General features: G+C 36.4%; 24 protein-coding genes and 1 other annotated feature (1 of these 25 cut by a window edge). Of the genes, 10 read left to right on the forward strand and 14 right to left on the reverse strand.

Features of this window, described 5'->3' with window-relative positions; genetic code table 11:
- Window positions 1-39: a binding site (T-box leader), on the reverse strand; it reaches 276 nt to the left of the window's first position.
- A gap of 181 nt (window positions 40-220) precedes the next feature.
- Genes ACEE93_RS10420 through ychF form a run of 4 tightly spaced genes read left to right on the forward strand, consistent with a single transcriptional unit; the run spans window position 221 to window position 3,292 of the window.
- Window positions 221-1,054: a ParB/RepB/Spo0J family partition protein gene (locus ACEE93_RS10420; RefSeq protein ID WP_449154524.1), complete on the forward strand. Its 834-nt coding sequence runs from the start codon at window positions 221-223 to the stop codon at window positions 1,052-1,054.
- A gap of 22 nt (window positions 1,055-1,076) precedes the next feature.
- Entirely contained in the window at window positions 1,077-1,967 is an 891-nt protein-coding gene (locus tag ACEE93_RS10425) for a mechanosensitive ion channel family protein (protein WP_449154525.1), read from the forward strand.
- Window positions 1,968-1,982: 15 nt separating this feature from the next.
- Window positions 1,983-2,195 (forward strand): DUF951 domain-containing protein, encoded by a 213-nt coding sequence (locus tag ACEE93_RS10430; RefSeq protein WP_449154526.1) that lies wholly within the window; start codon window positions 1,983-1,985, stop codon window positions 2,193-2,195.
- Window positions 2,195-3,292 (forward strand): redox-regulated ATPase YchF, encoded by a 1,098-nt coding sequence (gene ychF, locus ACEE93_RS10435; RefSeq protein WP_449154527.1) that lies wholly within the window; start codon window positions 2,195-2,197, stop codon window positions 3,290-3,292. The genes ACEE93_RS10430 and ychF overlap by 1 nt, the downstream gene beginning before the upstream one ends.
- Before the next feature lie 91 nt (window positions 3,293-3,383).
- Here ychF and ACEE93_RS10440 read toward each other — a convergent pair whose 3' ends face one another.
- Window positions 3,384-4,574 (reverse strand): CynX/NimT family MFS transporter, encoded by a 1,191-nt coding sequence (locus ACEE93_RS10440; RefSeq protein WP_449154528.1) that lies wholly within the window; start codon window positions 4,572-4,574, stop codon window positions 3,384-3,386.
- Between the two features lie 91 nt (window positions 4,575-4,665).
- Here ACEE93_RS10440 and ACEE93_RS10445 point away from each other — a divergent pair, with 91 nt between their 5' ends.
- The 4 genes from ACEE93_RS10445 to rpsR all read left to right on the forward strand — a co-directional run bounded on the left by ACEE93_RS10445 (window position 4,666) and on the right by rpsR (window position 6,472).
- On the forward strand, window positions 4,666-5,223 hold the full coding sequence (locus ACEE93_RS10445; RefSeq protein ID WP_449154529.1) for a helix-turn-helix domain-containing protein: 558 nt from the start codon (window positions 4,666-4,668) through the stop codon (window positions 5,221-5,223).
- Between the two features lie 138 nt (window positions 5,224-5,361).
- Window positions 5,362-5,658 (forward strand): 30S ribosomal protein S6, encoded by a 297-nt coding sequence (gene rpsF / locus ACEE93_RS10450; RefSeq protein ID WP_449154530.1) that lies wholly within the window; start codon window positions 5,362-5,364, stop codon window positions 5,656-5,658.
- Between the two features lie 23 nt (window positions 5,659-5,681).
- Window positions 5,682-6,185, forward strand: coding sequence for a single-stranded DNA-binding protein (ssb, locus tag ACEE93_RS10455; RefSeq protein WP_449154531.1), 504 nt, complete (start codon window positions 5,682-5,684; stop codon window positions 6,183-6,185).
- A gap of 44 nt (window positions 6,186-6,229) precedes the next feature.
- Entirely contained in the window at window positions 6,230-6,472 is a 243-nt protein-coding gene (gene rpsR / locus ACEE93_RS10460) for a 30S ribosomal protein S18 (RefSeq protein WP_014614919.1), read from the forward strand.
- A gap of 137 nt (window positions 6,473-6,609) precedes the next feature.
- On the opposite strand, the gene gmpC is transcribed toward rpsR, so the two are convergent.
- The 4 genes from gmpC to ACEE93_RS10480 all read right to left on the reverse strand — a co-directional run bounded on the left by gmpC (window position 6,610) and on the right by ACEE93_RS10480 (window position 9,687).
- Window positions 6,610-7,452, reverse strand: coding sequence for a dipeptide ABC transporter glycylmethionine-binding lipoprotein (gene gmpC, locus ACEE93_RS10465; protein ID WP_449154532.1), 843 nt, complete (start codon window positions 7,450-7,452; stop codon window positions 6,610-6,612).
- 14 nt (window positions 7,453-7,466) lie between these two features.
- Window positions 7,467-8,126, reverse strand: coding sequence for a methionine ABC transporter permease (locus tag ACEE93_RS10470; RefSeq protein WP_449154533.1), 660 nt, complete (start codon window positions 8,124-8,126; stop codon window positions 7,467-7,469).
- A 4-nt stretch (window positions 8,127-8,130) separates the two neighbouring features.
- Window positions 8,131-9,144, reverse strand: coding sequence for a methionine ABC transporter ATP-binding protein (locus ACEE93_RS10475; RefSeq protein WP_449154534.1), 1,014 nt, complete (start codon window positions 9,142-9,144; stop codon window positions 8,131-8,133).
- Window positions 9,145-9,309: 165 nt separating this feature from the next.
- On the reverse strand, window positions 9,310-9,687 hold the full coding sequence (locus tag ACEE93_RS10480) for an iron chaperone (protein WP_449154535.1): 378 nt from the start codon (window positions 9,685-9,687) through the stop codon (window positions 9,310-9,312).
- A gap of 181 nt (window positions 9,688-9,868) precedes the next feature.
- On the opposite strand from ACEE93_RS10480, the gene bioB reads away from it, so the two are divergent.
- The gene (gene bioB / locus ACEE93_RS10485; protein ID WP_449156564.1) at window positions 9,869-10,861 is read left to right on the forward strand and encodes a biotin synthase BioB; all 993 of its coding nucleotides are present in this window, start codon (window positions 9,869-9,871) and stop codon (window positions 10,859-10,861) included.
- 166 nt (window positions 10,862-11,027) lie between these two features.
- Window positions 11,028-11,978 carry a DUF1002 domain-containing protein gene (locus tag ACEE93_RS10490; RefSeq protein WP_449156565.1) on the forward strand — a complete coding sequence of 317 codons (951 nt, stop codon included), beginning with the start codon at window positions 11,028-11,030 and terminating at the stop codon, window positions 11,976-11,978.
- 424 nt (window positions 11,979-12,402) lie between these two features.
- On the opposite strand, the gene ACEE93_RS10495 is transcribed toward ACEE93_RS10490, so the two are convergent.
- From ACEE93_RS10495 to ACEE93_RS10535, 9 genes are all read right to left on the reverse strand, one after another.
- Entirely contained in the window at window positions 12,403-13,812 is a 1,410-nt protein-coding gene (locus tag ACEE93_RS10495; protein ID WP_449154538.1) for a PTS transporter subunit EIIC, read from the reverse strand.
- 14 nt (window positions 13,813-13,826) lie between these two features.
- Entirely contained in the window at window positions 13,827-14,726 is a 900-nt protein-coding gene (gene murQ, locus ACEE93_RS10500) for an N-acetylmuramic acid 6-phosphate etherase (RefSeq protein WP_449154539.1), read from the reverse strand.
- Window positions 14,723-15,769, reverse strand: a complete 1,047-nt coding sequence (locus tag ACEE93_RS10505) for a MupG family TIM beta-alpha barrel fold protein (RefSeq protein ID WP_449154540.1) — start codon at window positions 15,767-15,769, stop codon at window positions 14,723-14,725. Before ACEE93_RS10505 ends, murQ begins: the two co-directional genes overlap by 4 nt.
- A gap of 141 nt (window positions 15,770-15,910) precedes the next feature.
- Complete coding sequence (ahpF, locus tag ACEE93_RS10510; RefSeq protein WP_449154541.1) at window positions 15,911-17,434, reverse strand: alkyl hydroperoxide reductase subunit F; 1,524 nt, start codon at window positions 17,432-17,434, stop codon at window positions 15,911-15,913.
- Window positions 17,435-17,448: 14 nt separating this feature from the next.
- Entirely contained in the window at window positions 17,449-18,018 is a 570-nt protein-coding gene (ahpC, locus tag ACEE93_RS10515; RefSeq protein ID WP_449156566.1) for an alkyl hydroperoxide reductase subunit C, read from the reverse strand.
- 372 nt (window positions 18,019-18,390) lie between these two features.
- Window positions 18,391-19,107, reverse strand: coding sequence for an ABC transporter permease (locus tag ACEE93_RS10520; protein WP_449154543.1), 717 nt, complete (start codon window positions 19,105-19,107; stop codon window positions 18,391-18,393).
- On the reverse strand, window positions 19,088-19,957 hold the full coding sequence (locus ACEE93_RS10525; protein ID WP_449154544.1) for an ABC transporter ATP-binding protein: 870 nt from the start codon (window positions 19,955-19,957) through the stop codon (window positions 19,088-19,090). The genes ACEE93_RS10520 and ACEE93_RS10525 overlap by 20 nt, the downstream gene beginning before the upstream one ends.
- Before the next feature lie 100 nt (window positions 19,958-20,057).
- A complete protein-coding gene (locus ACEE93_RS10530) occupies window positions 20,058-20,963 on the reverse strand; it encodes a LytTR family transcriptional regulator DNA-binding domain-containing protein (protein WP_449154545.1) in 906 nt (301 codons plus the stop codon).
- 133 nt (window positions 20,964-21,096) lie between these two features.
- Entirely contained in the window at window positions 21,097-21,873 is a 777-nt protein-coding gene (locus ACEE93_RS10535; RefSeq protein ID WP_449154546.1) for a 2-keto-4-pentenoate hydratase, read from the reverse strand.
- Window positions 21,874-21,876 lie beyond the last annotated feature (3 nt).

Below are 21,876 nucleotides of genomic sequence, written 5' to 3' on the forward strand. Positions count from 1 at the left end.
AAGCAGTGTAAGTTCTACTTTCCTTATTATAGTGTCTAAAAATATTGTGATTCGTTTTGATAAGTCACACTTTACACTAGGTAAGATAACTTGTCAACACATTTATCAGAAAATTTTAATTAAAACGAAAATTTGGTGTTTTAAAATCATATGAATAGCTTGAGTATCAAGAGTTCAATCAGTAAAATAGAGTAATGAAATCTTTCTGGATATAAGAGGAGTGAGTGATATAAATCAACAGGATGAACAGAGAAATATCCAACAATTATCGCTTGAAGACATCAGACCTAATCCATATCAACCTCGAAAACAATTTGATGCAGAGAAGTTAAAGGAGCTCGCACAATCTATTTCACAAAATGGATTATTGCAACCTATCATTGTCACACCGTCCATTCAAGGTTATTATATTGTAGCGGGCGAAAGACGTTATCGCGCATGTCAACAACTTGAATTAACAACGATTAAGGCAATCGTCCAATCCTTTTCTGATCAAGAAATGCGTGAGTTTGCTATTATTGAAAATTTGCAACGAGAAGATTTAAATCCTCTTGAAGAAGCTGAGAGTTACGAGCAATTAATGCAACACGCCCATTTAACGCAACAAGCCTTAGCAACACGTTTGGGTAAATCTCGCCCTTACATAGCGAACATGTTGCGTCTGCTCAAACTTCCAATATCAATAAGAGAAATGATTCGACAAGGTGAGTTGTCAGGTGGTCATGGACGCACATTACTCTCTTTAAAGCGTGTAGAAGATATGAAAAAATACGCAGATTTAGCCGTCCGGGAGTCTTGGAGTGTCCGTCATTTAGAGCAGCAAGTCAATATGGTGACACATGGTAAGGATTCGCAATCAACAACGTCGTCAACGACTGCCTCTAAAGCTAAAAAACCTAAATTGATTCGTCAGCAAGAACAAAAACTGAGTGCTCAATATGACACAGCTGTTCATATCACCACTGAAAATAAAGTAGGTCATGTGACGTTCGAATTTTATTCTCAAGAGGATTATCAACGACTTATTCAACTATTGAATCAAAACCATCTTTAAGAAAGGTAGAGGATATTAATTTATGGAGCAGTTTAAAGCAATATTAAATGAAATGTGGCAACCCTTAGTTGACCCGGAAACGTATTCCAATTTGTTAACTAAAATTATTATCGTACTGATTTATGTACTCGCTGCATTTATTGTAATTCGTATTTTAAACAAAGTCATTGAACAAATTTTTAAAGTAAATACTAAAACAGCGAGAGCTAGTAAATCAAATCGCGCAAAACGCTCAAAAACGTTAATTACCTTAGTGCAAAATGTAGTAGGTTATATTGTTTGGTTTATTACATTAACGACGGTACTTAGCAAGTTTGGTATTAGCGTTGAAAGTATTTTAGCAGGTGCCGGAGTAGTCGGTTTAGCAATTGGTTTTGGTGCACAAACTTTAGTAAAAGACGTCATTGCTGGTTTCTTTATTATTTTCGAATATACATTTGATGTCGGAGATTATGTAGGTATTAAAAACAATAGTGCACCAATTGCAGAAGGAACAGTTAAGTCAATCGGCTTACGTTCTACACGTATTTTATCGATGACTGGTGAACTATGCACGATTCCGAACGGTACAATGAGTGAAGTGATTAACTATTCAGTAACAAATGGTATCTCAATTGTTGATATTCCAGTGTCTGTGAATGAAAACTTAGATGACGTAGAAGATAAGATGATCGCATTCTTAAAACAAATTCCGAAAAAATACGATTTATTCTTATCAGAACCAGAAGTATTAGGTGTTAATGAGATTAACAGTTATCAAGTCGTGATTCGTATCGCAGGTGAAACATTACCTGGTGAGCACTTTACAGGTTCTCGTATTTTACGTCGCGAAATTAAAACATTTTTTGATTCAGAAGGTATTAAAACCCCTACACCAACTTTAGTTCAAATGGAGGATCAAAATAATCAATAATTGAGGTGAACATCCATGGCATCAAACTACGAATTAAATGATATAGTAGAAATGAAGAAACAACATGCATGTGGTACGAATCGTTTCAAAATTATTCGTATGGGCGCAGATATACGTATTAAGTGTGAAGCGTGTCAACGAAGTATTATGATGCCGCGTTCAACATTTAATAAAAAGATGAAAAGAATACTCGAAAAAGCAAATACAAATGAGAAGGAGAATGAATAATGGCGTTAACAGCAGGTATTGTAGGCTTACCGAACGTAGGAAAGTCCACATTATTTAATGCAATTACAAAAGCAGGAGCATTAGCAGCAAACTATCCCTTTGCGACAATTGATCCAAACGTAGGTATTGTAGAAGTACCAGATACACGTTTATCAAAATTAGAAGAGATTGTTCAACCTAAAAAAACAGTACCAACAACATTTGAATTTACAGACATTGCCGGTATTGTTAAAGGTGCTTCAAAAGGTGAAGGGCTTGGTAATAAGTTCTTATCTCACATTCGTGAAGTAGACGCTATATGCCAAGTGGTACGTGCATTTGATGACGACAACGTGACGCACGTAGCTGGACGCGTCAATCCTGTTGAAGATATCGAAGTTATTAATATGGAACTTGTATTAGCTGACTTAGAATCTGTCGAAAAACGTTTACCACGTTTAGAAAAAATGGCAAAACAAAAAGATAAAACAGCTGTCAACGAAGTACGTATTTTAACTAAAATTAAAGAAGCACTTGAAAATGGTCAACCAGTCCGTAGTTTAGAGTTTAATGACGAAGATCAAAAATACGTTAACCAAGCGCAACTTTTAACATCTAAATCAATGTTATATATCGCAAATGTTGGTGAAGATGAAATTAATGATGCAGAAAACGATAAAGTGAAAGCCATTCGTGAGTATGCAGCGAAAGAAGATTCTGATGTCATTGTGATCAGCGCTAAAATTGAAGAAGAAATTGCGACACTTGATGAAGAAGATAAAGCAATGTTCTTAGAAGATTTAGGCATTGAAGAACCAGGATTAAATCGTTTAATCCGCACAACGTATGATTTATTAGGTCTTGCTACTTACTTTACAGCAGGTGTACAAGAAGTACGCGCATGGACATTTAAAGAAGGTATGACAGCACCACAATGTGCCGGTATCATTCACACAGACTTTGAACGTGGCTTCATTCGTGCCGAAGTAACAAGCTATGATGACTTTGTAGAAAACGGCGGCGAACAAGGTGCGAAAGAAGTTGGTAAAATGCGTCTTGAAGGTAAAGACTACATCATGAAAGACGGCGATGTCGTTCACTTTAGATTTAATGTGTAATTAAATAATAGAATCGTTAATATGAAAAATGACTAGGAGTGCGTTGCTATTTAGGATTAAGCACGCTCATACCTAGTCATTTTTTATGATATTAACGGTGTTGGTGCGCTTCAATGGTAATGTTTCGACCTGCACTTGAACTGAAGATTAGAATCAACAGTGCCACGATTAATAATACCGCTAACGATGGCCACCAAGTGCCTGTTACGTCATGTAAAACACCAAATAGTAAAGGACCCACTGCTGCAAATAGATAACCAACTGATTGTGACATACCAGATAATTTAGCAGCAGTTACCGTATTTTCGGTTTTTAAACTAAAGTACGTATTGACAAGACCGAATGACAATCCGCTAGCTATACCTAACATAATGATTGAAACAATAGCAATTTGTGGGAATGCAATCATTAAAATGATACCAATCACGAATAAACTACCCGTGATGAGTGCTAATACGACTTGAGAGTTCATTTTCGTCGCCCATATTGGTGTAATAAACGTTAATGGAATAATGGCCAATTGTAATATTGAAAGGTAAATACCTGCGACATTGATTGAGACGCCGTGATCAGTTAAATAAGCCGGCAACCAATTGATTAAAGAATAGAATATTAAAGATTGTCCGCCCATTAATAAGGTAATTCGCCATGCGATAGAAGACTTCCATACGTTGACATGATTGTCTTGAACATGACTATGGAATGTTTCATTGTGTTTTAATTGGAAAGACCAAACGATAATTGTGATAAAAGTAACTATCGCGATACTACCTAAGGCGATATTATAGTTAAATGTATTTAACATAGGTGCTGTAATATAGGATGAAAAGCTTCCGACGACATTCATTACAACAGTATAGTACCCTGTCATTAAACCAATTTTAAGAGAGAAATTTGATTTGATCACTGCAGGGGTTAATACATTCCCAAATGCGATACCAATACCGATGAGTATCGTACCTGCATAGAGTAGAGGAACGTTAGGAAGCGAACGAATCACTACACCTATTAATATAAAGATTAAAGCAAAGAAAATCGTTTTCTCTAACCCGAACCGTTGACTTGTTTTAGAGGCAAACAACGAAATGACAGAAAATGCGAGCAACGGTATAATTGTAATAAAGCTAACCGATACGTTAGATAGAGACAAAGCTTCTTTAATACTAGGCAATGCCACGCCTACAGATGTTAAGGGTGCTCTTAAATTAGCGCCGACTAATATGATGCCTAAAAATAAGAGCCATGCAATACTATTATTTCTATTTATATCAGTATGTTTCATTGTATGACGTATCTCCAATCTATTAAATAAGTATTTCACGAAAATATATGGTACATTATGTGCGTTATATTGTAAACAAGGAGGCATTATTTTGTTAAATATTAATTCGACGATTGCTACCAACCTTTATGAATATAGACAAAATACGCATTTGAGCTTAGATGAAGTATCTAAAATGACAAATGTCAGTAAAAACATGTTGTCACAAATCGAAAAAGGGAAATCAAATCCGACCATTACGACGTTATCTAAAATTGCGAATGGTTTGCGCATTCCTTTATCTCAACTTATTTCATATAGTACGGGTGTGGTGAATCAAGTACACCCAGATGATCTGGTAGAGATATACAATAAAGATAAAACGGTTGTGATTTATCCTTATTTTCCATATCATTCCGAAACAGGATTTGAAATGTTTAATATGAGGATTGAAGCTCAAGGTCAAATGTCATCAGAAGGCCATTTTAAAGGGTCCCAAGAGTATATCATTGTGACTCAAGGAGAGATTAATTTAGAGGTCAACGGAGAAACTTATCAAGTGAAAGAAAATCATGCTATTCATTTCGCGTGTGATGTGCCTCATGTTTATCGTAATCTAACGGAACAACAGGCTTCACTTATTGCGACTATCCAATATCGTCGAACTTAGCTCAACCTTCAATGAATTAATGATTGTAAAATGTAAAGGGTTATGATACAATTCTTGAATGTGAGTAATGAAAATTATTCCTTGCTTATCATTTAATGATGATAAGCCGCATAGACCACAAGGAGGTGCAAATATACAATGAGAACATATGAAGTAATGTACATCGTGCGTCCAAACATGGAAGAAGATGCACGCAAAGCAGTAGTAGAACGTTTCAACGGCATTTTAGCTTCTGAAGGTTCTGAAGTATTAGAAACTAAAGACTGGGGTAAACGTCGCTTAGCTTACGAAATTGAAGACTTCACTGATGGTTACTACAACATCGTGCGTATTCAAACTGATAACAACAAAGCTACAGACGAATTCCAACGTTTAGCTAAAATCAATGACGATATCATTCGTTACATTGTTGTCCGTGAAGACGAAGACAAGTAATAGAATAAAATGGGGGCGTGAACATGCTTAACAGAGTCGTATTAGTAGGTCGATTAACTAAAGATCCAGAATACAGAACGACACCCTCAGGCGTAAGTGTAGCGACTTTTACTTTAGCGGTGAATCGTACGTTTACGAATGCGCAAGGGGAACGTGAAGCGGACTTTATTAACTGTGTTGTTTTCCGTAAACAAGCAGAAAACGTGAACAATTTCTTGTTCAAAGGAAGTCTTGCTGGCGTTGATGGTCGCTTACAATCACGCAGTTACGAAAACCAAGAAGGCCGACGTATATTCGTCACAGAAGTTGTCTGTGATAGTGTTCAATTCCTTGAACCTAAATCACAAAACCAACGTCATGCCAATAACCAAGGAGATCAATTCCAAAGTTATGGCCAAAGTTTTGGTGGACAACAACAAGGTCAGAATTCGTCATATCAAAACAACAATCAATCCACTAATAATGATAATCCATTTGCAAATGCGAATGGCCCAATAGATATTAGTGATGATGATTTACCATTTTAAAACAAACCATTTGAAACAAATATAATGTAAAGGAGGCACAAATCATGGCAGGTGGACCAAGAAGAGGTGGTCGTCGTCGTAAAAAAGTGTGCTACTTCACAGCAAACGGAATTACACACATCGACTATAAAGACACTGAATTATTAAAACGTTTTATCTCAGAACGTGGTAAAATTTTACCTCGTCGTGTGACAGGTACGTCAGCTAAATATCAACGTATGTTGACTACAGCAATCAAACGTGCACGTCATATGGCATTATTACCATTCGTAAAAGACGAAGCATAGGTAATACACGTTAATCCCTCGTACTTATAAGAAGTACGAGGGATTTTTTATAACTACAATAATGAAGTTGTTCTATTTTTACACAACAAATTATAGCGGTAAAAAGATGTGCTCTTTTACCGCTATGATTAATATGTTTATTTTAAGCTGTCTTCAATGTCTTTAATTTCTTCTTGAGATAAGTCGACTACAATTTCTCCATCTTTAGTATCTTCTTTTAATGCTTCTTTAGCTTCTTCTGAATGATATAATTCAGCGATTTTTTGATATGTTTTATTGTCAGCATCTTTTGAGTTTACTGCGACAAGATTAATGTAAGGTTTTGTGGCGTCAGTATCCGAATCTTCTAAAAAGATAGGGTCTTCTTTTGCATCTAATCCAGCTTTTGTTGCTACCCCATTATTAATCACCGAAATATCCACATCAGAGAGTGCACGTGCTGTTTGTTGAGCATCCACTGCTTGAATATCTAAATTTTTTGGGTTGTCTTTAATATCTTTTGTCGTGCTAGACAGTCCAAAATCATCATTTAGTTCAAGTAAATCAGCTTTTTCTAGTAATTTTAGTGCGCGAGCTTGATTTGAGACATCATTTGGAATAATGACTTTCGCACCATCTTTCACATCCTTAATATCATCAATCTTATCAGAATAAATACCTAGTGGAGCAAGAACGGTTGTGCGAATGGGTGTAATGTCAGTCCCTTCGTTTGCTTTTTTATATTCATTTAAAAAGGCAAAATGTTGGAAGGCGTTCATATCAATATCGCCATCACTTAAAGCTTTATTTGGGACGTTATAATCTGAGAATTGTTTGATATTTAAATCGATATTCTCTTCTTTAGCAAGTTCTTTTACTTTTTCCCAAGCTTTGGAGTCGTCTGAAGCAATTCCAATTGTAACTTTTTCATTATCGCTGCTTTGTCCGCAAGCCGCTAAAATGAAGACTGTTGCGATGAGTAATGTGACTAATTTTTTCATAATGTAACCTCCTATTAATGACGACGTACCTTTTTAGCTAAGGTATTACCGATAGATTGAATCAATTGAACAATGATGACGAGTACCACTACCGTAATGATGATGACCAGTGTATCAAAGCGTTGATAGCCGTATACTAAGGCCATATCACCAATACCTCCACCACCGACAGCACCAGCCATTGCTGTGGCACCAATCAATCCAATGATGGCAGTCGTAATAGATAAAATGAGTGAGCCTAACGCTTCAGGTAGTAAAAAATAACGTATGATTTGCATTGGTGAAGCGCCCATGGCATGCGCAGCTTCGATAATACCGTCATCTACTTCGAGTAAAGAGTTTTCGACTAATCGTGCTATGTACGGTGCAACATAGACGGTTAAAGGTACAATAGCAGCTGTTGTCCCAATAGATGTCCCAACAAGTAATTTTGTAAATGGCACAATAGCGATTAATAAAATAATGAAAGGAACTGATCTTAAAATATTAATAATTGGATTGAGTATATGGTGAATGATTGAGTTTGGCCAAATGCCATTTTTTCGTGTGATCACAAGTAGAATGCCTAATGGGATGCCTATAAGTGAACCAATGACAAGAGAAACGGTCACCATATAAAGTGTTTGATAAAGTGCTTCTAATAATTGAGACGCATCGATGGATGAACCTAACATATTCTTAAACCTCCTCGAATTGAATGTGATGTGCTGATAGGTAGTCGCGTGTTTGCGTTAGATGAGAGGCATCTCCTTCAATGTTTAACCATAAATAACCCACTGTATCTGCTTGAATATCTGTCATAAAAGCGTGAACAATATTGACACGCACACCTATTTTTTGAATCAAATCATTGATAATTGCGTGTTGAATTTGATGATTTTCAATAAATAACTTAAATAACTGAGAATGAGGAGTCGTTTTGACATCCTCTAACAAAAGCTCAGATGGAGTCGTATTAATCACAGTTGAGACAAAACGTTGAGCTGTTTGCGTTTGTGGATGACTAAATACATGTTTTACAGTATCCAGCTCAATAATACGACCGTTATCCATCACTGCTACGCGATCACAAATTTTCTTAATGACACTCATTTCGTGTGTGATGATTAAGATAGTGACATTAAAGGTCTCATTGGTCTTTTTTAATAAGTCTAGAATTGCGTCAGTAGTAGCTGGGTCTAGTGCACTTGTGGCTTCGTCGCATAATAAAATTTTAGGGTTTGTAACGAGCGCACGTGCGATTGCGACCCGTTGTTTTTGACCACCCGAGAGTTGATTAGGAAAGTGATCCGTTTTCCCTTTGAGACCTACAAATGCGATCATTTCCTCGACGCGTTGTTTAATTTCTTTTGGAGGTACTTTTGCTAAAATAAGTGGCATTGCGATATTTTTATAGACCGTTTTTGAATTTAATAAATTAAAATGTTGGAAAATCATGCCGATGTCTTTCTTAACTTTACGCAAAGCCTTTTGATTATATGTATTTAAATGATGCCCATCTACCCAAATATCTCCAGTAGATTGGGTTTCCAGTTGGTTCACTAAACGAACCAGTGTACTTTTACCTGCACCACTGTAACCAATGACGCCAAAAATATCGCCTTGATTGACTTTAAAGTTGATATCTTTTAGAGCGGTCACATTAGTTCCGTTTTTATGAAATGTTTTATGAACGTGTTTAAACTCAATCAAGTTCATCTCTCCTTCTTTAATTCCGATAAATTTAGTAATGATTCTATGCTAAAGTGCTACTAAAGTCAATATGATTTTCGTATTTTTCTGAATTTTAAAATGGTCATAAAAAAAGTTATACGCTCTAATCAATTGGATTGAACGTATAACTGTTGGGGACTAATATTAAGCTCTCCAGAATTTGGTGTAATCTTTTTTATCTTCTATATTTTTATCGATAAGTTGATGTAATAATTCAAAGTTGACCGCTTGATTCCATTTAATTTTTAAAAACATCTTACTAAGTTGATACCCTGCTGCTTTAATGTCAGATTCAAAATGATCTAGTGTCTCTTTTTCAGGTGCTACCGCAAAATGAGGTTTTGCTTTGCTAAATCCTAAAATAAAGGTTCCGTTCTCTTTTAATAATAACATCGGTTGATTCCATTTAATTTCAAGTATCAGTTCTGGATAGTCGTTTAATAATTGGTCAATGACATGATGTAGTTTTTGACGATGTTCAGGTTGGTCTATGGTTTCTAAAAATGCATCTAATGTATCCATAAATAGCTCCTTTTAACAATATTTAGACAGACGTCAGTCTTAACTTTAACTTATCAACAGTATAGCACATAGACTTTATAAAATATGTAAAATTAAACGCTGACTAAGTAAACTATAATTTTAAAAAGTTTACAATTGTAGTATAATAATTAAGAACAAAGCTAAAGTGAGGAGAGATTTTATGACTATCGCATCTCGAATTTTAGAAGGGGAGCCGTTGACTTCAGACGAAGCATATCGATTATTTACAGATGACCAGTTAGATACCATGGACCTAGTGAATGAAGCTTATCAATTACGTAAGCATTATTATGGGCATAAAGTAAAATTAAATATGATTTTAAATGCTAAAAGTGGTATTTGTCCGGAAGATTGCGGATATTGTGGTCAATCGCGTGAAATGAAACAAAAGCAACGTTATGCATTAATTCCTGAAAATCAAATTACAGAAGGTGCAAAAGCCGCGGCTGATCATCAAATCGGCACGTATTGTATTGTCATGAGTGGACGTGGACCAAGTGATAAAGAGGTGGATCATATTACATCTTCAGTAGAAGCGATAAAGGCAGAACATCCACAACTTAAAGTATGTGCTTGTCTAGGACTTGCCAATGAAGATCAAGCCTCTCGTTTAAAAGCGGCTGGTGTCGATCGCTATAATCACAATTTAAATACGAGTGAAAATTATCATGAAGAAGTGGTTACAACACATACATACCAAGACCGCGTTGATACGATTGAAACGATGAAAGCACACAATATTTCACCATGTTTAGGCGTGATTTGTGGAATGGGAGAGACAGATCAAGATATTGTAGATATGGCATTCGCATTAAAAGACATTGATGCAGATAGTATTCCGGTCAATTTTTTACATCCAATTAAGGGGACAAAATTTGGAGACAAAGATGAATTAACACCAATGCGCTGTCTAAGAATATTGGCGCTATTTAGATTGGTGAATCCATCTAAAGAAATTCGTATTGCAGGAGGACGAGAAGTGAATTTACGTTCACTACAATCTACTGCTTTAATGGTTGCTAACTCTATCTTTGTAGGAGATTACTTAATCACAGGTGGCCAACCGAACAAGATGGATTACGATATGATTCACGATATGGGGTATGAAATAGATTATGGCGAAGAAGTTGAGACAAAAGCGTTCAGTATTTAAGCAGAAGCGAACGAAGTAAAGAAATATATAAACATGTGTGACCAATGACGAAAAGGTTGTTGGTCACTTTTTAAATATTTATATTGAAGTGAACTTCTTTTTATAAAAATATATGGTAAAATATAAAAATTAAAGTGAGCATATTTGAATTCAAGGAAGTGACGACATGCATCGAAAATTATTAAAAAGCAGTTTGGTTTTAGCAGGGTTAATGGTGGCACTATCTCCTAGTGTCATGGCTGCTGATGCTTTTAAGCCTAAAGAGGAAATCTTTTTAAAAGGCGCTGACTTAAATGATGAACAATTAAAAGAAACGAAAGCGGAACTCAAAGTAGACGATGACGTGACAAACTATGATGTTTCAAGTACAGACGTCGTACGTTATACAGGAACAGAGTATGATTATATTCATTCGAGTGCAGTCATTATACCCAACAAGATTATGCGTGGGGTAGATGTAGAGATTGAAACACCAGACATGATTACACGGATTACTAAGGAACAATATATGAACGCTGCCATCACAGCAGGTATACAAGATGCTAAAATTAAAATCGCATCGATTGACCCCGTATCAGGCGAAGGGGCATTGTCAGGTATATATAAAGCGTATGAGGAACAAGGTCAAACTTTGAATCAACAAGATATTCAAAACGCCCATACAGAAATGAATGAACTGGCGCAGATTAGTGAAAATCATACGAATCAAGATACTTTTTCTGACGAAGCCTTAAATGAAGCCATAGCAGATATGAAAGAACAAATTGCAGAGGCTACAGAGAACAATCAACAAATTAATGATGTGACAATTAATCAGCTAGTTAATCAAACCTTAAATGAAAAAGGATTAAATACGATTTTAAATGATGAAGAGGTTGCCATGATTCAAAAAATGATGATGAATGTAGCAGAATCAGAAGTAATCCAACAAGATCCAGAAGCATTTAAAAAACAAGCGAAAGATATCGTTAGTCAAATACGAAAAGAATCCGGAGATCAATTAGACCGTTTAAAAGAATTTGATACCTCAGACGAACGCAACTTCCTTCAAAAACTATGGGACGCCATCGTCGCATTCCTAAAACAACTATGGTATTGGCTCACATCATTTTTATAAAAAAAGTGCGGACAATTGCGGTTAGGGTTCGATGTAATACCTAGGGACAAGCGAAAATCGCTCTTTGATTTTTGCGCGTCACATAGTATTATCGAGAACCTTGCAATTGGAAGCCGGATTATAAAAAAGTGTGGAAGAAAGCGGTTTGGCCCCGAGCAAAATCGCCCAGGAAGCAGAAATTGTTTTCCAAATTTATGCGCCCTGGGCTTTTTGTTGAGGGGACAGCTTTCTGGAGCCGGATTATAAAAAAGTGTGGACAATTGCGGTTAGGGTTCGATGTGATTACGTGCACTTCGAACAAAGTGAGTTAGTGCACGTTATGCATGCGAATGCCAATGAGCAGGCGAACCTTTTTAAAAGAAAATCGCCCAGGAAGCAGAAATTGATGCGTCCTGGGCTTTTAATTTTAGACTATAATCCTGGTTTATCGGCCGAATTGATCGATAACTTTAGCGCTAGAAGCGAAAAAATAAGTTAAGATAAATCCACTTATGTAAGCTGCAAGTAATCCAGCGATATATCCGATATACATATTGTCTGTAATTAAAGGTAATAAAGATAATCCACTCGGGCCAATAGCGCTAGAACCAATACCGCCGATGCCACTAATAACAGCACCGCCAATACCTCCAGCAATACATGCTGTAAAGAAAGGGCGAACAAGTGGTAAAGTAACCCCGTAAATGAGAGGCTCACCAATACCTAAAAATCCAACAGGTAGTGATCCTTTTAATACATCTCTTAAAATAGGATTACGTTTACTTTTAACCCAAAGTGCTAAAGAAGCACCTACTTGACCAGCTCCAGCCATAGCTGCAATAGGTAATAAATAGGTAGCGCCTGTTTGATTAATCATTTCAATGTGAATTGGTGTGAAAATATGGTGTAAACCAAACATGACGAGTGGTAGGAAAAATGCGCCAATCACAAATCCACTAACGATGCCACCTTGGTTAATAATCGCATTAATGACACCTACAAGTCCATCAGAAATCCAACCAGCTATTGGCATGATAATAAAGATGGTGAGTAGCCCAATGGATAATAACGATAATGTAGGTGTGACGATAATATCAATAGCGTTAGGTATAATTCTATGCAGTTGCTTTTCAATAAGACTTAATAACCACACTGCAAAGATGACACCGATAATACCGCCTTGACCGGCAATAAGCGGTTCGCCTGTAAAAATATTAGGAAGAGGTGCATCTTCCGACATACCTGTAAGTAATGTGGTCCCGCCTATAACACCACCTAAACCAGGAGTTGCGTTAAACTCTTTTGCGGCATTAAATCCGGTAAAGATAGCGAGGTAGGCGAGCATACCATTTTTGATAATATCAAGTACCATTGTAAGTTGTTGAACCCAATCTGCTTGAATAAAGTCGGCAGCGATGAGGTTATTTAAGACTGCCGCCAAACCTCCAATTAAACCAGCACCGACAAAGGCTGGAATAAGTGGAATAAAAATATTCGCAATGGTTTTCGCAAACCGTTTAAACGCGTTAGGTGGTTTGCGATATTTTGCTTTTGTTTCTGCTGCTAATGCTTCTTGGTCATGATGTGGAATGGTTTCTCCCATTTTAACGCCTGAAATATCAGCAATATGTTGGGCGACCTTATTGACTGTGCCCGGTCCGACAATGATTTGTAGACGTTCATCTTCTACAACACCCATGACACCATCGATTTGCTTAAGACCGTCAAAGTCAATTTGTGTATTATCTCGAATAGCTAAACGCACACGTGTCATACAGTGAATAACAGATTCCACATTATGGATGCCACCGACGTGTTTCAAAATAGCTTCAGCGAGTTGCTTTTCTTTAGACATCGTGTAACTCCCCCTTATTCTTCAGTTGATGCATTTAAAGCATCTTTAACAATCCCTTTATGTTTCTCTAATAGTGCTTCAGCATTTGTTTTAGATTCATTTTTTAAATGCATAAGAATAGCGACTTTAATATTTTGTCCTGCTTGCTCATATAATCGATGACTCGCATCTTCGTCTAATTCTGTGATTGTTTGAATAATCCCAATGGAACGTTGAACTAATTTCTGATTTGTGGCTTGAACATCGACCATTAAATTGCCATATACTTTGCCGACTTTAATCATTGTTGCGGTCGAAATCATATTTAAAATTAATTTTTGTGCCGTACCAGCTTTTAAACGAGTAGAACCTGTGAGTATTTCCGGGCCTACTGGTACTTCTATAGCAATGTGAGCCGATTGACTCATTTGCGCAGGGCTATTACAGCTGAGTGCTACAGTACGACAACCAATCGATTGCGCATAATCTAAGGCGCCGATGACATATGGCGTACGTCCACTTGCTGCGATACCAATGACGACATCATCAGACGTTAAAGGTAATGCTTTTAAATCTGCTTGTCCTTGATTACCACTATCCTCAGCACCTTCTACTGCTTGGGTCATCGCTTTATGACCGCCTGCTATGAGTCCGAGATATCGTTGTGGATCGGCATTAAAAGTAGGGACCAATTCTGCAGCGTCTAGTACACCGAGTCGGCCACTTGTCCCAGCACCGATATAAATGACTTTGTGTCCATTACGGTATGCTTGTGTGGTAAGGTCGATAACAGCGCGTATCTTGTCTAATTGGGTTTCAATTACTTTTGAAATTTGCGCATCTTCTTGGTTCATTAATTTTAAAATCTCGACTGTCGACATTTCGTCTAATTTTTCACTTTGTTGATGACGTGTTTCTGTGAGGATGCGTTTCATGATAAATCGTCCTTTCTTGTTAGGGTAAAGGTTGAAGTATGATTCATAAACACTAAATAAAGCACGGCTGACGGATGAATAGTGCCGACAACATTGACGTTAGGGTGGGCAGGAAGATCGATTTTGGTAATTTGAAGCTCTCCCATGTAACGTCCGTTTGCTTCATTATCCAGCGTGATGCTTCCTTTTTGACGCGGTATTGTCTCCCCAGGTTGCACGGTTGTCGACAATTGACGTCGAGCATCTTTTGAGCGAATGACGTTTTCGGCTAAATCTGGACGCATCGTATGTTTGGTAAGAATTAAATCTGCATGTTGTTCATCGCTAAGCGTACAAGGTAAAATAAAATGATTTTGTACCACTGCTTCATATATACGCTTTGCGGAGGTAGTATCTAAATATGTATCGCCCACCATCACACGGTCGATGCCTAATGCTCTTAATTGGAGTGCGGCAAGTGTAGGTTCTGTATGACGTAAAGATTCCAATGTCGGTAACCCTTTATACAGTGGACCACGTAAAGTCGTGCCTGCAATAAAAGCGGAAATAGTAGCATCTGAATGGTAATGACGAATCAGTTCATTTTGAGATTGTAAAAAATTTGCACCGATGCCAGTGTCAGGTCTAGGATAATAATTATGTAAATAGCTCAAATGTGCTTTTAAATTTGAAAATTGTTGTAATGATCGTAAAAACGATTCGGACACAGTGCTTGCGTTAATACAACAGCGATGGCCATGTTGGATAATTTGTTGTACGAGTGACATATCAGTACCCTCATCAATTCGAACGGTGTAACGAATTGAAGGTTGGGTGGCCAATTGTTGAAACAGTGCTTCATTAATTAACGAATCATTCACGTCGATGATTAGTTCGATGTCATGGTGAGCAAGTTGTGATTGTAATGACGTTAATCGTGCTTCAACAGCCTCTTCTTCTGGGATTTGTAGAGACGTGAAGAGTGTTCGAAAGCCGTTATCAATCATCGTTTGTATGTATGTTGTGTCTAATGGGTTTCCGAGGTAAACCGAAAAGCCTAACATGTTAATCCTCCTTAATTTTAAGGTCTTGGTACTATTAACATTATAATTGAAATAACAATAAATAAAAACGCTTTCATAAAAATATAAAAAACACGAAGTTGGCATAAAAAGTTTACGCCAACTTCGTGTGGAATGTGGGTATTAGTTACGAATGAGGTAATCAAATGCAGATAGGGCTGCTGTTGCACCTGAACCCATTGAAATAATGATTTGTTTATAACGTTGGTCAGAGCAATCGCCTGCTGCAAAGATGCCAGGGACATTAGTAAGTCCAAGACGATCTGTTTCAATTTCGCCCATTTTATTACGTTGTACGGCATCGCCAACCCATTCAGTGTTTGGTGATAAGCCGATTTGTACGAAGACACCATCTAAATCAATGTGTTTTTCTTCATTTGTTTCACGGTCTTGATAAGAAATACCGTTCACACGTTCATCTCCAGTGATTTCTGAAGTTGCAGCATTTGTAATAACAGTTGTATTTGTAAGTGAGTGTAAACGTTCTTGTAAAACGTTGTCTGCTTTCATTTCAGCACCGAATTCAAGTAATGTGACATGGTTACAAATACCTGCTAAATCAATTGCAGCTTCTACACCAGAGTTTCCGCCACCGATAACAGCCACGTCTTTACCTTCGAATAATGGGCCGTCACAGTGAGGGCAGTATGCAACACCTTTATTTGAGAATTCTTCTTCACCTGGTACACCAAGTTGTCTCCAACGTGCACCTGTAGCGATAATTAATGATTTTGTTTTAAGTGTTGCTCCGTTATTTAAGACGATTTCAGTTACATCATCTGTTTTATTAATTTGTTCAGCGCGAACGCCTTTCATTACATCAATATCGTAATCATTAATGTGTTGTTCTAAATTGCTTGAAAGGGCAGGGCCATTTGTTTTTGTGACACCAATATAGTTTTCAATATCTGCTGTGTCATTAACTTGGCCACCAATACGATCTGCAACAATACCTGTACGTAAACCTTTACGTGCAGCATAAACAGCAGAGCTTGCACTTGCTGGGCCGCCACCAACAACAAGTACATCAAATGTTTCTTTATCTTCGAATTCTGAAGCATCTGGACCTTGTCCAAGTTCGCCTAGGATATCTGTAACTGTCATACGGCCACTACCAAATTCTTCACCATTTAAGAAGATGGCAGGCACAGCCATAACGTCTTCAGCCTCTTCTTTAAAGACTGCACCATCAATCATTGTATGCGTAATGTTAGGGTTAAGTACGCTCATTAGATTGATCGCTTGAACGACGTCAGGACATTTTTGACATGTCAAACTAACAAAAGTTTCAAAGTTTAAAGGTTGATCAATTGATTTGATTTGGTCGATTACAGATTGTTCTTCTTTTGGTGCACGTCCACTAACTTGTAGAAGTGCAAGTACAAAAGAATTAAATTCATGACCAAGAGGGACACCAGCAAATGTGATGCCAGTGTCCTCTCCAGGTCTATTCACACTAAAACTAGGTGTGCGTTTTAATTGAGCTTTTTCTACTGTAATACGTGATGACATTTCAGCCACTTCATTAACAAGATCATTCATTTTTTGAGAATGCTCATCAGTGCCTGTGTCTAATTTAAAGACAACGTCACCTTCCATCAAATCAAGAAATTGAGATAATTGATTCTTTAATTCTTGATCTAACATAGAGAAAAGCCTCCTTAAATTTTACCTACTAAGTCTAAACCAGGTGTTAAAGTGTCGCCGCCTTCTTCCCATTTAGCAGGGCAAACTTCACCAGGGTTTTTACGTACATATTGAGCAGCTTTGATTTTGTGTACTAATGTGCTAGCGTCACGGCCGATACCGTCAGCATTGATTTCAGCTGCTTGAACAACACCGTCTGGGTCAACGATGAAAGTACCGCGTTGAGCAAGACCAACTTCTTCATCTAATACATCGAAGTTACGAGTGATTGTTTGTGATGGGTCACCAACCATAGTGTATTCGATTGAGCTGATAGCGTCTGAATGGTCATGCCAAGCTTTGTGTACGAAATGAGTATCTGTTGATACAGAGAATACGTTTACGCCTAATTCTTGTAATTTAGCATATTGATTTTGAACATCTTGTAATTCTGTTGGACATACGAATGAGAAGTCTGCTGGGTAGAATACAACTACGCTCCAGTCACCTTTTAAGTCTTCTTGAGTTACCTCAACGAATTCGTCTGTTTTAGCATTGTATGCTTGAGCTGTGAAATCTTCAATTTGTTTACCGATTAAAGACATAATAGATATCCTCCTAATTTATGGTTATTATTATTAGATTAGAATTATAAGCAGTTATTTGTCATAATTCCTTTTTAATAATAATTCTAATATCGATTATTATTATTATTACATGGAATGCATTAAACGTCAAATAGAAAAAAAGATATTTAATGACAAGCCTCAAAAACGCTTGCTAGATACTGAGTAAATATCAAGCGCTGTCTTATATATATCATTTATCACTATATTTTCTCAATTAGAAAGCCTTGAATTGAGAATACTAAATATCTGTATAGTCATTTTGAGTATTTATTGAAAACGTATCTATACACTTATTATATAAAACTACCATTTGTTTGGCTAATTATAATCATTAAATAGATAGGGTATTTAATGTTTGCGTGTCTTAGTGATATACACAATGTGCAATAGAGTATAAGCAAACAGACACCAAATCAGTAAATATATCAAATTGAAAGGTGTTGTATGTACATGGTCATAATAAATCAAATTCGTTGGAAAATAGTCTAATATTTTAATGAACCAATTGGAAATATTAGCTTCTTTAAATATTTCAGAAAATAGGCTGAAAGATAGAAACAATATAATAAATGCATAAAAAGAAGCCTGACCAACTGTGGAAGATAATAAACCAAAAATTAGAGCAATACATCCAATTAAAATGATAAACATACATAGCCCTATCCAATCATACCAATATAAAGATAAAGAAAAAGGTAAGATAGTTACAGCTATTATTGATGTAAAAATACTTATAACAATACCTAAGATTATTTTACCGATTAATAACTCAAAGGGTTTCATTGGTGTTTCAATGAGACTACTTAAGTTACCCTTTTCGTTTTCCTCAGCTAATATCGTAATAGTAATAATACCTAAAGGCGCTGCTATAGAAAGAGAAAGAACTAAAAGTAGTAATAAAGGTTCTAATGAAGTACTTTCACTATCGTTTGGTAGTGACTGTGATAAAAATTTAAAATAAAATGCCATTAAAATTGGTATAACCATCATAAGGTACAGGGAAGGATTGCGTAGGATTTCTTTATAGTCTTTATATATGATTGCTTTAATTCGAGATAGTTTCATTTGATTCAAGCTCCTCTCCTGTAATATTTAGAAAAATATCGCCTAAAGATGGTAAATCAGAAGCAATATATTTTAGTTGTTGTTGGGTTAATAATGTCTTAATATACTCTCCGGTCGTTTCATTTTGTGGTAAAGTCAGTTGTTCTTCTTGAGTTGTGATGATGTTTAATTCAGGTTTAGCGTATTGGAAGCGTAATTGGTTAGGATTACCTATTAATTTAATCTCACCATTTACGAGAAAGGCGACACGATCGCATAAAGTTGTCGCTTCTTCCATATTATGGGTCGTTATAAAAATTGTCGTACCTTTGTCGTTCATCTCTGTAAGACGTTGATGAATCATTTTTGAAGTTGTTGGATCTAGGTTAGCAGTTGGTTCATCTAAAAATAGTAAAGTTGGTTCGTGAATGATTGCTCTAGCAAGTAGAACGCGTTGTTTCATTCCAGAAGATAACTTGCTAACACGTTTCTTTTTTTGTTTTGTGAGTCCAACTAATCCCAGTGTTTCATTGATACGTTCATGAGATACTTGGTAAATATCAGCATATAACTTTAAATTTTCATATACGGTTAAACGGTGATAAAGGGTAGAATGATCAGACATTACCCCAATGCGTTGTTTAAAATGAGAATGGTTTAATTCATTTGTAGTGTGATTTAAAATGTTTAGACTACCCTGAGACACCTTGGACCGGCTAATCATCATATTAATGGTTGTTGTTTTACCAGCACCACTAGGACCTAAAAATCCAAAAATCTCTCCTTTACTCACTGAAAAACTCAAATGTTTAACTGCTTCTTCATCTTTAAAATACTTACTCACTTCATTCAGTTGAATCAATTGTTCCATACATCATGAACCTCCTATGTCGTGTTGGTTCAAGTTTATGTGTATTTGGAGGAGGTTCATATCAAATTTGGATGAATCGTACTAGATAAGTCATGAAATGTTACGAAGTGAGGTTAAAAAAGTGAGTTATATCCGATAATTTTTGGCGTGACAAAGGAATGAGTTGTTCTTTGTTATGGTTTAATCGTAATGAATAACTATTTTTTGACCATGTAATGATTTCACTGACCTTTTGCAAATTGATGAGGTAGGAGCGATGACAACGAAAAAATCCGTAATGCTTTAATTGAACTTCAAGTGTAGAAAGTGTAGCGTCATGAACATAACTTTCTTGATTTACAAAGATAAGCACCTTTCCATTGCGAGATTCAATATAATCAATATCGATTGGATCAATTAGCATCAGTTTATCGTTAACTTTAATTGATAAGCGTTGTAATTTATGATGAACTGGATTCTTATGATAGTTTCTATCAATCTGAGTATCTGTTTCTATAGGTTTAAAACCTTGTTGGTTATATCGATATATATTATGAGTTAATAATAATGCTTCTTCTGCATGATTAGTCAGACAAACGATAGTGGCATGAGCGCTCAAACGTTGAAGGTGTTTCATGATTAAAGCTTTGTGCTCGATAGATACTCGCTGTATAGGTTCTTTAATCAGAATGTGTGGATGTTGACTTAATGAAATACGAACTAGGTGTAGTAATTTAAGGTTAGATATATCAATATTAGCAATTTTAACGTTTTGAATAGATGTTAAATTAAATCTAGAAATAAGGGTGTCAACTTGTTGTGATGCATTGAACCACTTACACCAAAAATGAATGCATTCTTTAACTTTTAATCGATCAGGCAGTGGTTCTGTTAAAGTTGTACAATGAATATGTTGATTCAGTTGCATAAAACGAGATTGTACTTCATCTTCTAACACAACCACAGTCATTGGATGAGATATTACTTCCTTATGATTAGGAGAACAGTGTAAGTCGAATTTCTCCATTGTCATAACCTCCTTTGAGTTATGGCGTTATTATATCATTAATTAATTGTGTTATTAGAAGAAACAATAAAAAGGTGTGAATGATATCGAACATAATCACTCAACACCTTTATTTAAAATGTAGATTAACGCATTATTTAAATGTAATGGAGACTGAACCGACATGGCTGTACTCTACAGTGAAGGTACCTTTTTCTGCTTTGATAGGTGGGATAAATGTGCCGGATGAAATAATATCACCTTTTTTAAGAGATTTTCCGTGGGTTGCTAACTTTTGTGCAAGCCATTGAACAGATTTTACAGGATGGCCTAAAACTTCAGTTGCTTGACCTATCTTGAGTGTCTCGCCATTGAAAGATAATGTCATCTCAACTTCTCCGAGTGTTGTATAATCAAGTTGAGAGATGGCTTTACCTAATACTACTGCGCCTGTAGCGGTATTATCAGCTAAGATGTCGCCCAGTGTGAAGTTTGGAAACCAATCTTTATAACGTGCATCTGGAATTTCGATCGCTGGCACAAGTTGAGAATGGTTTAACACATCTTCTGCTGTTGGTTGTTCAGGTAAATCATCTGTAAGCACAAACACTAATTCGGGTTCGATTAATGGTGCGAAAAAGGTGTCAAGTGCGACCTGATCCCCAGTATGGTAAAAAGAAGATTTGAATAATGTACCATAAGCAGGTTCATGGGTATTTGCATAAGCTTGTGTTTCATCGCTTGTCATGCTGACTTTGTACCCTTGCACTTCAGTTTGATAGAACGATTTAAGGTGTTGCACTAATGCATCTTGAATAGCATAACCTTTGACTTCATCTACCTCTGCTTCTGGATTTAAAAATGAAATCGGCGAATGCGATTTGTAAGCTTGAAAGATATGTTGAGCTAATTGTTGTTCGTTGTTAGACATAAA

Source organism: Staphylococcus sp. 11262D007BW, assembly GCF_053547815.1.